This is a genomic window from Variovorax xiamenensis (assembly GCF_050916385.1).
Classification (GTDB): Bacteria; Pseudomonadota; Gammaproteobacteria; order Burkholderiales; family Burkholderiaceae_C; genus Variovorax.
The window spans coordinates 7002188-7016000 of sequence record NZ_CP139038.1 but is presented as its reverse complement, the minus strand read 5'-3'; the positions used below and the strand labels follow the sequence as shown (position 1 = coordinate 7016000).

Genomic DNA, 13813 nt, shown 5'->3' with positions numbered 1-13813 from the left:
AAGCGAGGAATGAAGGCCGGGGGAACACCGGGGACTTGCGAACGCTTCGACCAAACCTGCACAGGTTCAAATCGAAGGTCTTGCTCGACAGCGCCCGCGCGAACCAAGAACGCGCGTACGTTGCCCGACAGGCCGGAAGTGTTTTGCTTCGTATTGACGACCTGACGATTCACGCTGCCATGGACAACAGCGGTCGGGAGCTACTCCCCTTCGTGCGGCGGATTAGAGCATCGAAGCTCTGGGTGGCGCAATCGAAAGTTTTCAGAAATTCAAAGAGAAGCGCCTCGAAATGCGCATGAATACAAGGCTTGATGCTCTTCTTTTCATAGCGACCATGCCCCTTCGGCAGCTCGGGACATTGCCGGACTATGATCGCCGTCCGCTGCTTTTTCACGCTCCATGGCCGCCATACACATCACCGACATCGAGGCCGCCATCAACTACTGGCGCGACCGGACTCCATCGCCCGACGGCGTCACGCTGGGCCCCGAATTGAGGGCGCTGGCCGAGGTCTACGCGCTCATGGTCTTCCATCACGAGGACGAGGTCGACGAAGTCGGCTTTCCGCCCAAGGCCTGGGCCGCCTGGATGGCCTGGTACGACAGCACGCCCGACACGCCCTGCATCGCGATCTGTTCCACCAGCCAGGGCGACGACGAGTGCAAGGGCTGCGGCCGCAGCTTCGACGAGGTGCAGTTCTGGCCCGGCATGTCGCCTGTCGAGAAGCGCGGCACATGGCGCCGCATCACCATGGAAGACTCCGCGTGGCGCTTCAACCGCTATTCGGAGCGCGCACGTGAGGCGGAGCGCGATGCGTCGTCGTCGCCATCGGCCGACGAGCCCGAGTTCGATCCCGACGACGAGAAGAACTGGGCCCCCTGACATGCGCCGCCTCGCGCAAGCTCCCAACCTCGCGATCGCGACCGTGTGGGCGCACGCCCTGCGTGAAGAGGGCGTGGCGGCTTCGGTGCAGCGCGAGTTCCTCGGCGCGGTGATGGGCCAGCTGCCGCCCGACCAGTGCCTGCCCGAGATCTGGATCGACGACGAGAGCCAGTTCGAGCTCGCCAAGCGCCTGTTGCACGAGCTGCAGCACCGTCCGCAGCGCAGCTGGCGCTGCGTGTGCGGCGAGCAGGTCGAAGGCGGTTTCGAGCAGTGCTGGCAGTGCGGCCAGATGATGCCGGCCGTCTAGCTGGTCGACGCGCGGGGGTTATCTCCAGCACAGCGGTTCGATGTCGACGCTGTTCGTGCCGTCGCCCAGAGTCAGCGTGTTTTCCTGGATGGTCGCCTGCAGTTGCATGCTGCGCTGTGCGAGCGTGGCCAGCGCTTGGGAGGCAGCCGTCGGCACGCGATACACCTTGAGGTTCTGCGGCCGCGTGAGCTTGTTCTCGATGCCGCGCCACCAGATCTCGGCCGCGTGGTTGAAGGCGTAGACGATCACTTCGTCGGCCTTGTTGCAGGCCTTGATGACGGGCTTGTCTTCAGGCTGGCCGACCTCGATCCAGAGCTTGACCTCGCCCGTGAAGTCGCGAAGCCACACGTCGGGCTCCTCGACGTTCGACAGGCCCGCTCCGAAGGCCAGCGTGCCGTCGCCGTTGCACACGTCCTGCAGCTGGTGCGCGTTGAGCGCGAGCGCGACGAGGCGGATCATCATCCGCTCGTCGGTCTCGCTGGGGTGGCGCGCCAGGGTCAGCGCGTGGTCGGCGTAGTAGCCGTGGTCGATGTCGGCCACCGCGAGGGTGGCCTTGAAGATGGTGGATTTGAGGGCCATGGGTGCGCGAGTTTAGGCCCCGCGCCCGCCCCGGCCCTCCGGAGGCCTCAGAACGCCACCGAGGCCTGCAGGTAGACCGTACGCGGCTGCCCCACGTACTTGCCGCCGTTGTTGTCCACCGAGCGGTTGAAGTAGCGGCGGTCGAACAGGTTCTTCACGCCCACGGCGACCTTCAGGTTGCTCATCGACGGGCCGAAGTCGTAGGCCGCGCGCAGGTTCATCGTGGCGTAGCCGGGAATGTCGCCGAGCCGGCCGGTCGCGTCTTCCAGCGTGACGTACCTGGCGCCGTCGTCCGGCGAACCCGGCGAGCGCTGCTTCGACTGCGCGTAGATGTCGGCGTTGAAGGTCCACGGCCCGCGCTCGTAGCGCGCGCCCAGCGTCGCCACCTGGCGCGAGTAGAAGGGCAGGTCGCGCCCGGCGAAGGCGCCGGCCTTCGAGATGGCTTGCGTGTACGTGTACGTGCCCGACACCGACAGCCCCTTGAGCGAGTCGCTCAGCGTGCCGAGGTCGTAGCGCAGCGCCGACTCCAGCCCGCGGTGGCGCGTCGCGCCCAGGTCGGTCCACTGGCCGACGTCGCCGGTGATGGAGCGCGCCAGCAGCAGTTCCTTGTCGAAGTTGATGTTGAACAGCGTCAGCTCGCCGCTCCAGGCCTCGCCCTTGTAGTGCGTGCCGATCTCGTACGTCTTGGCCTTCTCGGGGTGCAGCCCGGTGGTCGACTGCGCGAGCTGCGCGTACTGCTGCGGCCCGAACGACACGCCGGCATTCGCGAACACCGACCAGCGATCGCTCATGCGGTAGAGCACCGACAGCGTGGGCAGCCACTCGTCGGAATCGATCTTCGGATAGATCGCGCTGGTGGCCCGGCCGTTCGTGATGGTGTAGACGTCGTTGAACGAGCGGATCGATTCATGCCGCACGCCGGGCGTGATCGTCCAGTTGCCGAAGTCGATGCGGTCGTCGATGTAGAACGCATGCGCCGTCGTGCCGCCCTTGCTGGTCTGGTACGCGGGGTTGGCCAGGCCGAAGGCATTGAAGCCCGGGCGCGGCTGGTAGTAGGCGCTGCGCGTCGCGACTTCGGATGCCTCTTCCTTCAGGTAGCGGTAGCCGAAGCTCACTTCCTGCACCACGCTGCCCGAGTCGATCAGGCGCGAGTAGCGGGGCTCGACCGCGAAGGTCTTGTAGTTGCGCGGTGCGGAGGTGAGGCGGCGCCTGCCGTTGTTGGCGCCGGTGCCTTCCTGCTCGAGGAAGCTGCTGCGGTACGAGTCCGTGTAGTAGGTCAGCATCTCGAACTTGTTCACGCCGTCGTTGTGCGTGTACTTCACCGAGCCGTCGGTGCGGCGGCCCGTGAACTCGTCGAAGGGGCGGTCCGACTGGAAGGGGTTGGCCGCGAACTGCGCCGTCGTCAGGCCACCGGGCATGCGGCCCTTGCCTTCGAAGTGATGCAGCGTGATGGCGACGTCGTCGGTCTTCGAGATGCGATAGGCGCCCTTGAGCATCAGGTCGTCGATGCTCGTGTGGTCGTTGCTCTGGCGGAAGCCGTCGCCGTGCGTGCCGGAGTACAGCAGCGCCAGGCCCAGGCCGTTCTCGTTGGTGCCGCCGATGAAGAGGCTGGGCGTGGTCTTGGTGCCGCCGCCGTGGCCGGCGCTTTCGACACCCACGCTCACTTCGCCCGAGAACTGCTTCGGGATCGAGCGCGACACGAAGTTGATGATGCCGCCCACGTTCTGGGGACCGTAGCGCACCGAGCCCGCGCCGCGCACCACGTCGACGGCTTCGAGGCTGCCCAGCGACAGCGGCGCCAGCGAAAGCTGCGGCTGGCCGTAGGGCGCGTAGGCCAGCGGCACGCCGTCCAGCAGCACGGTGGAGCGCGGCGACAGGCGCGAGGTCAGGCCGCGCACGCCCACGTTCAGCGAGATGTCGCTGCCGCCGGTGCCGTTGCTTTCCTGCACCTGCACGCCGGGCATCTGGCGCAGCACGTCGCGCACGCTGGTCGAGCCGCTTTCCTGGATCTGCTTGCGCTCGATGATGCTTCGCGCGCCGGGGTGCTCGAGCACCTTGGTTTCGCTGGGGCTGCCGAGCCAGTCGCCGGTGACGGTGATGGTCTCCAGCGACTTCGTCGCGTCGGCGGCCGCGGGTTCGGTCTCGGCGGCGAAGCCCTGCAGGCTCAGGGGAAGCAGCGCCATCGCGATGGCTGTGCGTTTGTGCGTGAACAAGGGAAGTCCCTCCTACGGGTTTTCTGATGGTGATGAAACAGGTTGCGGCGGCACGGCCCGCTCAGGGCGTGGTCGTCGTGCCGGAAAGCGGGTCGTTGTTCTTGTTGCCGCGGGCCGCGGCGGCCATGGCCCGCCGGCGCCACCAGAGCCACACGCCGCTCAGGCCCAGGCCGCCGAGCGCAAGGCCCAGCAGCGCCGTGAGCGCCTCGTGCAGCGGGCCTCCGAGCTCGCCGGTGTGCAGCGGGTAGATCACCGCCACCGCGCCGTTGCCCGCGTCGAGCTCCTGCCACTTGCGCGCGGCCAGCACTTCGCCCGTCGTCGGGTTCAGCCACACGGAGCCGATGCCGTTCGGATGCGGATCGTCCGAGAGGCGGAAGCGCACCCGCATCGGCCGGCTGGTCTTGGCGGGCACCTGGATGTAGCCGATGGGCTGGCCCGGGTAGGCCTGCTGCGCGCGGGCCACGAGCTCGTCCAGCGGCAGGCGCGGGCCGGTTGCGGCACCCTTGGCGATCACCGGCGGCTTGACGGGCTGCTGCCCCATGGCGCTGGAGATGAAGTTGCCCAGCGGCCGCCACGCCATGTACGCGCCCGTGGCCACCGACACCGCGATCAGCAGCCCGAGCACCGCGCCGCCGGTGCGGTGCAGGTCGAAGAGGCCGCGCAGCAGCCCGCGGTTCAGCACGATGCGCAGCGACGGCGGCCAGCGTGCCGGCCACCAGAGCACGATGCCCGTGACCAGCAGGAACAGATAGGCCAGCGCGGCGAAGGCCAGCGCGCCCTTGCCGGTGTCGTCCAGCAGCAGGCTGCTGTGCAGCTCGAAGAGGATGTTGTAGGCGCCATCGTGCGTGCCGCGCCGTCCCTGCTCGGCGCCGGTGGCCGGATCGAGGTAGAGCGTGCCTTCCCACTTGCCGCGCACCAGCACCCACAGCGTGTCGGTGGGCTTGCGCGGCGGGCGCAGCGTGAAGTTGGCGTCGGGGCCGAACTCCGCCGCGAGGCGCTGGCGCAGGGGCTCCAGCGGGAGCGCAGCCGTGGTGGCATCACCGGCGGAGCGGGCGACGAAGAAGTCGGGATGTGCCTGGCGGTCGAGCGGCAGCGCCACCACCAGCACGGCGCCGAGCAGGGCGGTGAGGGCGAGGATCGGACCGAGCGTGAGGCCTATCCAGCGATGGACCTTGAGCCAGAGGCGTCTCAGAGGGGCGCGCATGACCAACAGAGGGGCGGCGGGCCCCTCGGAGAATGTTGCTGGCTGGCGCCCCGCGGGGGCGTTGGCTGGAAAAGATAACCGCCGACGCAAAACAGCCGCCTTCCGGCGGCTGGTGCATCGATACAGGAGGCTTAAATTCTACTGGCGAGTTCCGCCGCCTTGCCCACGTAGCTGGCCGGAGTCATGGCCAGCAGGCGGGCCTTTTCTTCTTCCGGAATGGCCAGCGAGCGGATCAGCCCGTGCAGTGCCTCGGCCGTCACGGTCTTGCCGCGCGTCACTTCCTTGAGCTGCTCGTAGGCGCCCTGCACGCCGAAACGGCGCATCACCGTCTGGATCGGCTCGGCCAGCACTTCCCAGGAGGCGTCGAGGTCTTCAGCCAGCGCTTCTTCGTTGAGCTCGAGCTTGCCCAGGCCGGTGGCCAGGCTGGCATAGGCCAGCGTGGCATAGCCGAAGGCCACGCCGATGTTGCGCAGCACCGTGCTGTCGGTCAGGTCGCGCTGCCAGCGGCTGATGGGCAGCTTCTCGCTCAGGTGGCGCAGCACGGCGTTGGCCAGGCCCAGGTTGCCCTCGGCGTTCTCGAAGTCGATCGGGTTGACCTTGTGCGGCATCGTCGAGGAGCCGATCTCGCCCTTCTTCAGTCGCTGCTTGAAGTAGCTCAGGCTCACGTAGCCCCAGATGTCGCGCGAGAAGTCGATCAGGATGGTGTTGGCGCGGGCCACCGCGTCGAACAGCTCGGCCATGTAGTCGTGCGGCTCGATCTGGATGCTGTAGGGCTGGAAGCTCAGGCCCAGGCCCAGCGGCGCGGGCGTCTCGATGACCTTGCGGCTGAAGGCTTCCCAGTCGAAGTCGGGCCATGCGGCCAGGTGGGCGTTGTAGTTGCCGACGGCGCCGTTCATCTTGCCCAGAAGCTTCACCGCGGCGATCTGCTCGCGGGCCTTCGACAGGCGCACCGTCACGTTGGCGATTTCCTTGCCCACGGTGGTCGGGCTGGCGGTCTGGCCGTGGGTGCGCGAGAGCATCGACACGCCGGCGAACTGGTGCGCCATCTCGCGCAGCTTGGCGATCAGGCCGTCGATGGCCGGCAGCATCACCTTGTCGCGCGCGGCCTGGATCTGCAGGGCGTGGCTGGTGTTGTTGATGTCCTCGCTGGTGCAGGCGAAGTGCACGAACTCGGCGGCGGCGAGCAGCTCGGGCCGGGCCTCGAACTTCGACTTGATCCAGTACTCGACCGCCTTCACGTCGTGGTTGGTGGTCTTCTCGATCTCCTTGATGGCCAGCGCGTCGGCCTCGGAGAAGTGGGACACCAGCCCCAGCAGGTATTTGCGCGCGCCGCCGGTGAGCGGCTTGAATTCGGCGAAGCCGCAGTCGGACAGCGCGATGAACCACGCCACCTCGACTTGCACGCGCCGGTGCATATAGCCCTGCTCGCTCATCAGCGGACGCAGCGCCGCGAGTTTGGCCGCGTAGCGGCCGTCAAGGGGGGAAAGGGCGGAAACGGTGGAAAAGCTCATGCCTCAATTTTAGGCGGCTGCCGCCCGGTGGGGCCGGCGCGACGCTTTGGGGGGCGATTCGGGCTCTGGTTTTCCCGTTCACCTAAAATGACTATTAACAAACGTCATCAATGCATAGGGAGAGAGCCTTCATGAAACTGATCGGATCCGCCGCCAGCCCCTACGTGCGCAAGGTGCGCGTGGTGCTGGCCGAGAAGCGGCTCGATTACCAGTTCGTGATCGAAGACGTCTGGGCTGCCGACACCACGATCTCCAACTCCAACCCGCTCGGCAAGGTCCCCTGCCTGATCATGGAAGGCGGCGAGGCGATGTTCGACTCCCGCGTGATCGTCGAATACCTGGACACCCTGTCGCCGGTCGGCAAGCTGATTCCGCAGCAGGGCCGCGAGCGCGCCGAGGTCAAGACCTGGGAGGCGTTGGCCGACGGTGTCATGGACGCCGGCGTGCTCTGGCGCCTCGAAGCCACCTGGTCCGGCCGCAGCGACGGCGAGCGCAGCGCAGCCTGGATCGAGCGCCAGCGCGCCAAGGTCGAGGACGGCATCGCCGCCATGGCCAAGGGCCTGGGCGACAAGCCTTTCTGCAGCGGCATCCACCTGAGCCTGTCGGACATCGCGGTGGGTTGCACGCTGGGCTGGCTGGACCTGCGTTTCCCCGAGATCGACTGGCGCAAGGACTACGGCAACCTGGCGAAGCTGTTCGACAAGCTGATGCTGCGGCCCAGCTTCATCGACACCAAGCCCTGACTTGGGGCTCCACGAACGCAAAAGGCGCCGCGAGGCGCCTTTTTCATTTGATTCGCGCCGTGCTCAGCGCTTGCGCAGCGTGTACTGCACCACGTCGATGTTCGCCTGCGAGAACGCCGCCTCGCAGTAGGCGAGATAGAACTCCCAGATGCGCATGAAGCGCTCGTCGAAGCCCAGCTGCAGGATGCGGCCTCGCTGCCCGAGGAAGCTCTCGCGCCAGCGGCGCAGCGTCTCGGCGTAGTCGGCGCCGAAGGCGAATTCGTCCACCACCTCCAGCCCGGCGGCCTCGGCCTCACGGCGGAACTCGCGCGGGCAGGGCAGGCAGCCGCCCGGGAAGATGTACTGCTGGATGAAGTCGGTCGAGTCGATGTAGCGGTCGAAGAGCGCGTCGTCGATCACGATGCTCTGCACGCAGGCGCGGCCGCCCGGCTTGAGCAGGCGGGCGAGGCCGCGGAAGTAGTCCGGCCAGTAGGCCTGTCCCACGGCTTCCACCATCTCGATGGAGCAGATCGCGTCGAAGGGCGCGTCGTCGATGTCGCGGTAGTCCTGCAGGCGCAGGTCGGCCGTCAGCCTGGCGGTGCGCTCGCGGGCATAGGCGAGCTGCTCGGTCGACAGCGTCACGCCGGTCACCGAGGCGCCGAAGTCGATGGCGGCCATCTCGGCCAGCGCGCCCCAGCCGCAGCCGATCTCGAGCACGCGGTCGCCGGGCTTCACGCGCACCGCCTCGAGCGCGCGGCGCACCTTGGCGCGCTGCGCCTCGGGCATGGGCTTCGACAGGTCGCCCTCGAACCAGGCCGACGAGTAGTTCATCGTCTCGTCGAGCCACAGCCTGTAGAACGCGTTGCCCAGGTCGTAGTGGGCGTGGATGTTGCGCGAGCTGCCGGCCTTGCTGTTGCGGTTCATGAGGTGCCGCACGCGGTACAGCAGGCGGCCGAGCCAGCTGCCGTACATCATGTCCTCGATGGCGCGGCGGTTGGCGATGAACACCTTGATCAGCTCGGTGAGGTTGGGCGTGCTCCAGTCGCCGGCGATGTAGCTCTCGGCGAAGCCGATGTCGCCCGACTTGAGCGCGGCCTTGCAGACGTTCCAGTTGCGCAGCGTGAGCGAGGCCGTGGGGCCGGTGCCCGGCGTGGCGCCGAAGTGCCGCACCGAGTCGTCGGGCAGGCGCACCGTGAGCGAGCCGTGGGACAGCCGCTGCAGCAGGCCGAGCACGGTGCGCGCGGCGGCGGGTGCGTCCTGGGGCAGCGTGAAGCGGGAGGCCGTGGTGGTGAAGGTCATGGGTTGGCCTGCTGTTGCTGCTGCGGGTGGTGGTCGTGCGACACGAAATGGGCGGGCGGCGCCGGCTTGGCGACGAAGGGCACGCGCTTGAGCCAGAGCTTCGCGGCCTGCCAGTGGATGCGCGCGATCAGCCCGAAGGTCATCGCGGGATAGCGCCACAGCGCGCGCCTTGCGCTGGCGGCGGTCATGGGGCCGAGTTCGCCGCTCACGCTGGTCTGCAGCAGCGGGCCGTCGGCGTCGTCGTGGTCGATGCGCACCATCGTGCGCGAGCGGCCTTCGTCGACGAAGAAGCGGAAGCGGTAGCCGCCGTCGACGCGGCAGAAGGGCGAGACGTGGAAGGCCTTGGTGGCGCGGAGTTCGGCGCCGTACACCGGCTGGTCGAGCAGGTAGCAATGCCGCTCGCCGAAGGTGTTGTTGACCTCGACCACGATCGCCCGCAGGGCGCCTTCTGGCGTGTGGCAGTACCAGAAGCTCACGGGCTTGAAGGTGTAGCCGAACACGCGCGGGTAGCAGTGCAGCCAGGCTTCGCCGGTGGCGTCGTCGATTCCGTGGGCGGCCAGCAACTCGTCGAGCCAGGCCAGAGCGCCGCCGCGTTCGGGCGGGCGGGCGTCGCCGTGGTCGACGTCGTGGAAGGAAATGGCCGCCGCGCGGTTGAGCGCGAGGGCCTTGCTGCCCCCGGCGCGCAGGGTGCGCATCGGCAGCATCAGGAAGTAGGTCGGGTAGACGAAGGCATTGCGCGCCGGGCGCAGGCGGGTGTGGCGGACTTCGCCGAAGCCCATCAGCGGCGCGGCCTTCGCGGGAGTCATGCGGCGAGCCTCGCCTCTGGGGTGGCGGCCGACAGCCGTGCCCGCAGGCCCTCGGCTACGGCCAGGCCGGCCTTCAGTCCGTCCTCATGGAAGCCGTAGCCCATCCATGCGCCCGCGAACCAGGTGTTGCGCCGGCCCTGGAGGTCGGGCACCTGGGCCTGCGCGCGGATCGCGGCAAGGTCGAGCACCGGGTGGTCGTAGTCGTATTCGGCCATGACCTGACTACGCGCGATCTCCCGAACCGGATTCAGCGAAACGATCACCGGCTGCTCCCATGGCAGCGGCTGCAGCTTGTTCAGCAGGTAGTGCAGGCAGACGCGGCCCGATTCGCGCTCGCCGGCGGCCGCGCGCTCGTAGTTCCAGGCGGCCCAGGCCGCGCGGTTGCGCGGCAGCACCGAGGCGTCGGTGTGCAGCACCGCGTGGTTGGCCTGGTAGCGGATGGAGTCCAGCACCGCGGCCTCGGCGGGGCTCGCGTCGCCGAGCATGGCGAGCGATTGGTCCGAATGTGTGGCCAGCACGACGTGGTCGAAGCGCTCGGTGCCGGTGTCGGTGGCAACCAGGACTCCGTCGTCGTCGCGGGTGATGCGGCGCACGCGGGTGTTCAGGCGCTTGTCGGGCAGGCCGGCGACGATCTTCTCCACGTAGTGGCGCGAGCCGCCGCGCACGGTGCGCCACTGCGGCCGGTTGGCGATCTGGATCAGGCCGTGGTTGTGGCAGAAGCGGATCATGGTCGCGACCGGGAATCTCAGCATCCGCGTGGTCGAGCAGCTCCAGATGCAGCCCATCATCGGCAGGAAATACCACTCGCGGAACGCCTTGCCGAAGCGGTGGGCGTCGAGGAAATCGCCCAGTTGCTGGGCCAGTTCGCCTTCAGTGCCAGCCGTGGCGATGCGCGTGGTGAGGCGGTTGAAGCGCAGCAGGTCGGCGAGCATCCCCAGGAAGCGGCCGTCGAAGAGGTTGCGTCGCTGCGCGAACACGGTGCCGAGGTTGTTGCCGCTCCATTCCAGCCGGCCGCCGCCGTTGTCGCGCGTGGCCTGGACCGAGAAGGACATGTCGGACGCGGCGGTCTCGACGCCGAGTTCGGCGAAAAGGCGGATCAGGTTCGGATAGGTGCGGTCGTTGTAGACCAGGAAGCCGGTGTCGACGCCATGGGCGACCGGCGTGGGATCGGTGGAGGAGCGTGGAAGCTCGATCGTTGCCGTATGGGCGTGGCCACCGAAGTAGTCACTGGCTTCGAAGAGGGTGATGGAGGCCGCGTCGCGCAGCGAGTGCGCCGCGGCCAGTCCCGAGATGCCGGCGCCGACGATGGCGATGCGAGGAGGCCGCGTCATTGCGGAACCCCCACCCGGCTGGAAGACAAAAATGCTGCGAGGCGCCCCGACGCGAAGGAGGGAGGGAGGGAGGAGGAGAAGAATCGCCTCGGGATTTCGACCGGACGGCAGGCGCCCGGAAGACCTCGCAACATGAAAACCGTAGGGCAGTCACTGCCCACGCGATTTAGGAGCGCGTCATCCGCAGCACGGTTCCCGTCTGGTTTGTAAACGTTTGTTCCGTCGAGTTCACAATGGCATGGACGCATCGGTGAATAATATTACCGATGCGTTTTCTTGTGAACTGATCAGTATCAATTTGGCCCGAGCTGCTTCTCGATGACGTTCACGAAGCCGTTCTCGTCCGGCGCCGTCATGCTCGACCACGCCTGCACGACCTTGCCGTCGCGCCCGATCAGGTACTTGTAGAAATTCCACTTCGGCGTCGTGCCGGAGGCCTGGGCGAGCTGCTTGAAGAGCGGATTGGCATCGGTGCCGCGCACCGAGGACTTGGCGAACATCGGGAATTTCACGCCGAAGGTGCTCTCGCAGAAGTCCGCGATTTCCTTGTTCGAGCCCGATTCCTGGGCGAAATCGTTCGACGGGAAGCCCAGCACCACGAGCCCGCGCGAGCGGTATTTCATGTCCAGCGACTCCAGGCCCTTGTACTGCGGGGTGAAGCCGCAGAAGCTGGCCGTATTCACCACCAGGACCACCTTGCCGGAGTACTGGCACAAAGACTGGGGTTTTTCATCCTGCAGCCGCGGGAAGGTGTGTTGCAGGATCGCCGGGCATCCCGCTGCCTCTGCCGGAGCGGGTGCGGCGGCTACCGTCTGGGCGTGCGCCGGAAGGGCCGAAACGAGGCTCGCCACGAGGGAAACCGCAGGGGCGCAGCGCCACAGCATCGACAATCGGAAGGGGGTTCGCATGGCGGGCTCCTGATTCAAAAATGGGTCGCGCATCCGTGCCGCAAGGACGCGCGTATCCGCATCATCGCGCGTCTGTCATGGTCGCGCCAAACGGGCCGATTAAAATCGACGGCCTTAGAAAGATATAGATGCTCTATCCGGAACTCTTCAGACAACTCGAATCCGTCCGCTGGGACATGGACAAGGACATTCCCTGGCAGTCGTTCGACGCTTCCTTGCTGTCGGAAGAGCAGGCGCAGACCATCAAGATGAATGCCATCACCGAGTGGGCGGCACTGCCCGCTACCGAGATGTTCCTGCGCGACAACCGCCACGATAGCGACTTTTCCGCTTTCATGTCGATCTGGTTCTTCGAGGAGCAGAAGCACTCGCTGGTGCTCATGGAGTACCTGAAGCGCTTCAGCCCCAAGCACGCGCCCACGGAAGAAGAGCTGCACGAAGTGCGCTTCGACTTCGACCCGGCCCCGCCGCTCGAAACCCTCATGCTGCATTTCTGCGGCGAAATCCGCCTCAACCACTGGTACCGCCGCGCCGCCCAGTGGCACACCGAGCCGGTCATCAAGCACATCTACACCACGCTGAGCCAGGACGAAGCCCGCCACGGCGGCGCCTACCTGCGCTACATGAAACGCGCCATGGAGAAGTTCGGCGACGAGGCCCGTGCCGCCTTCACCAAGGTCGGCGTCCTGATGGCCAGCGCCCGCCGCACGGCCCAGGCCCTGCACCCGACCAACCTGCACGTCAGCAAGGCGCACTTCCCGCGCGACACCGTGCAGAGCCGCATGCCCGACCCCGACTGGCTCGAGCACTGGCTCGACAAGCAGATCAAGTTCGACGCCGTCTGGGAAACCAAGGTCGGCGAGCGCATCCTGCACAACCTGAGCCTGCTGATGAACCGCAGCTTCAAGACGGTCCAGGAACTGAACCGCTACCGCAAGGAACTGGCGGCCACCCTCGGCCCCAGGCCCGAATACCAGGGCGCCTGATAGACCCCCAAAAACGCCCCGCATGCCGGGGCGTTTTTTTGCAGAATCCATGTCACAAACCGGGGACGCCAGCCGTCTAGCCCGCATGGACGACGCAACCCTCACCTTCGACCGCCACCGCCCTCGCCTGCAGGGCATCGCCTACCGCATGCTCGGCTCCATGGCCGAGGCCGAGGAGGTCGTGCAGGACGCCTGGCTGCGCTGGCACGAAGCCGCCAGGGACACGCTCGACAGCGCCGAAGCCTGGCTCGTGACCGTGGTCACGCGGCTGTCGATCGACCGGCTGCGCGCCGCCAAGGTCCAGCGCGAGCACTACATCGGCTCCTGGATGCCCGAGCCCACGCTGACCGGCACGCCCGATTCGCCCGCAACACCCGAACAGTTGCTCGAGCGCGCCGACAACATTTCCGTCGCCTTCCTTGCCGTGCTGGAGCGCCTCGCTCCGGAGGCCCGTGCCGCCTTCCTGCTGCGCGAGGTGTTCGACGCCGACTACGACGAAATCGCCCTCACCCTCGGCAAGACCGAGGCCGCCTGCCGCCAGATCGTGCACCGCGCCAAGCTCCAGGTGCAGGAAGGGCGCCCGCGTTTTTCGGTGCCGCGCGAAACCCACGAGCGCCTGCTGCGTGCATTCGCCGACGCCGCCGCGCGCGGCAGCCTGCAGGACCTCAAGGCGCTCATGTCCGAGGACGTCGAACTCATCGGCGACGGCGGCGGCAAGGTGCAGACCTTCAGCAAGATCCTGCGCGGCAGCCAGCGCCTCGCGCAGCTCTATTTCTCGTTGTGGCGCCGCATGGGGCCAGCGGTGCGCATGGAGCTGGTCGACATCAACGGCGAGCCCGGCATGCTGCGCTTTCTCGACGGCGAACTCGAGTCGGCCCAGACCTTCGAGATCGAGAACGACCTCATCGTGCGCATTCGCGCGCAGCGCAACCCCGACAAGCTCGCGCGCATCGCGCAGATCTTTTCCGCGAAATAGATAAAAAGTCCGGGCGGCGTGTCACAGGGCGAGCACCCCGCCCGTCTTCAGTGGGTAGGCAGATCGACTCCATCGCAACGCAACCCAAC

Annotated in this window: 14 protein-coding genes; 5 read left to right on the top strand and 9 right to left on the bottom strand. The window is 67.2% G+C overall.

The features are described 5' to 3' along the window. Positions 1–169: 169 nt before the first annotated feature. Positions 170–394, bottom strand: coding sequence for a hypothetical protein (locus SFB74_RS32320; RefSeq protein WP_432728464.1), 225 nt, complete (start codon positions 392–394; stop codon positions 170–172). Positions 395–399: 5 nt separating this feature from the next. Here SFB74_RS32320 and SFB74_RS32315 point away from each other — a divergent pair, with 5 nt between their 5' ends. Then, complete coding sequence (locus tag SFB74_RS32315) at positions 400–882, top strand: DUF3717 domain-containing protein (RefSeq protein WP_432728463.1); 483 nt, start codon at positions 400–402, stop codon at positions 880–882. Between the two features lies 1 nt (position 883). Then, entirely contained in the window at positions 884–1189 is a 306-nt protein-coding gene (locus SFB74_RS32310) for a putative signal transducing protein (protein ID WP_432728462.1), read from the top strand. Positions 1190–1207: 18 nt separating this feature from the next. On the opposite strand, the gene SFB74_RS32305 is transcribed toward SFB74_RS32310, so the two are convergent. The 4 genes from SFB74_RS32305 to purB form a co-directional block, all read right to left on the bottom strand. Next, entirely contained in the window at positions 1208–1768 is a 561-nt protein-coding gene (locus tag SFB74_RS32305) for a YaeQ family protein (protein ID WP_432728461.1), read from the bottom strand. A 47-nt stretch (positions 1769–1815) separates the two neighbouring features. Further along, positions 1816–3951: a TonB-dependent receptor family protein gene (locus tag SFB74_RS32300; protein ID WP_432732032.1), complete on the bottom strand. Its 2136-nt coding sequence runs from the start codon at positions 3949–3951 to the stop codon at positions 1816–1818. 91 nt (positions 3952–4042) lie between these two features. Next, entirely contained in the window at positions 4043–5185 is a 1143-nt protein-coding gene (locus SFB74_RS32295; RefSeq protein WP_432728460.1) for a PepSY-associated TM helix domain-containing protein, read from the bottom strand. A 131-nt stretch (positions 5186–5316) separates the two neighbouring features. Further along, complete coding sequence (purB, locus tag SFB74_RS32290; protein ID WP_432728459.1) at positions 5317–6696, bottom strand: adenylosuccinate lyase; 1380 nt, start codon at positions 6694–6696, stop codon at positions 5317–5319. Positions 6697–6827: 131 nt separating this feature from the next. On the opposite strand from purB, the gene SFB74_RS32285 reads away from it, so the two are divergent. After that, positions 6828–7439 (top strand): glutathione S-transferase N-terminal domain-containing protein, encoded by a 612-nt coding sequence (locus SFB74_RS32285; RefSeq protein ID WP_432728458.1) that lies wholly within the window; start codon positions 6828–6830, stop codon positions 7437–7439. Positions 7440–7502: 63 nt separating this feature from the next. Here the strand turns inward: SFB74_RS32285 and SFB74_RS32280 are convergent, their stop codons facing one another. From SFB74_RS32280 to SFB74_RS32265, 4 genes are all read right to left on the bottom strand, one after another. Further along, positions 7503–8717, bottom strand: coding sequence for a class I SAM-dependent methyltransferase (locus tag SFB74_RS32280; protein WP_432728457.1), 1215 nt, complete (start codon positions 8715–8717; stop codon positions 7503–7505). Beyond that, entirely contained in the window at positions 8714–9523 is an 810-nt protein-coding gene (locus SFB74_RS32275) for a DUF1365 domain-containing protein (RefSeq protein WP_432728456.1), read from the bottom strand. Before SFB74_RS32275 ends, SFB74_RS32280 begins: the two co-directional genes overlap by 4 nt. After that, positions 9520–10854 (bottom strand): NAD(P)/FAD-dependent oxidoreductase, encoded by a 1335-nt coding sequence (locus SFB74_RS32270; protein WP_432728455.1) that lies wholly within the window; start codon positions 10852–10854, stop codon positions 9520–9522. The genes SFB74_RS32275 and SFB74_RS32270 overlap by 4 nt, the downstream gene beginning before the upstream one ends. A 293-nt stretch (positions 10855–11147) precedes the next feature. Next, entirely contained in the window at positions 11148–11762 is a 615-nt protein-coding gene (locus SFB74_RS32265) for a glutathione peroxidase (protein ID WP_432728454.1), read from the bottom strand. 128 nt (positions 11763–11890) lie between these two features. Here SFB74_RS32265 and SFB74_RS32260 point away from each other — a divergent pair, with 128 nt between their 5' ends. Then, positions 11891–12748 (top strand): ferritin, encoded by an 858-nt coding sequence (locus SFB74_RS32260; protein ID WP_093300157.1) that lies wholly within the window; start codon positions 11891–11893, stop codon positions 12746–12748. An 85-nt stretch (positions 12749–12833) separates the two neighbouring features. Next, positions 12834–13724, top strand: a complete 891-nt coding sequence (locus SFB74_RS32255) for an RNA polymerase sigma-70 factor (protein WP_432728453.1) — start codon at positions 12834–12836, stop codon at positions 13722–13724. Positions 13725–13813 lie beyond the last annotated feature (89 nt).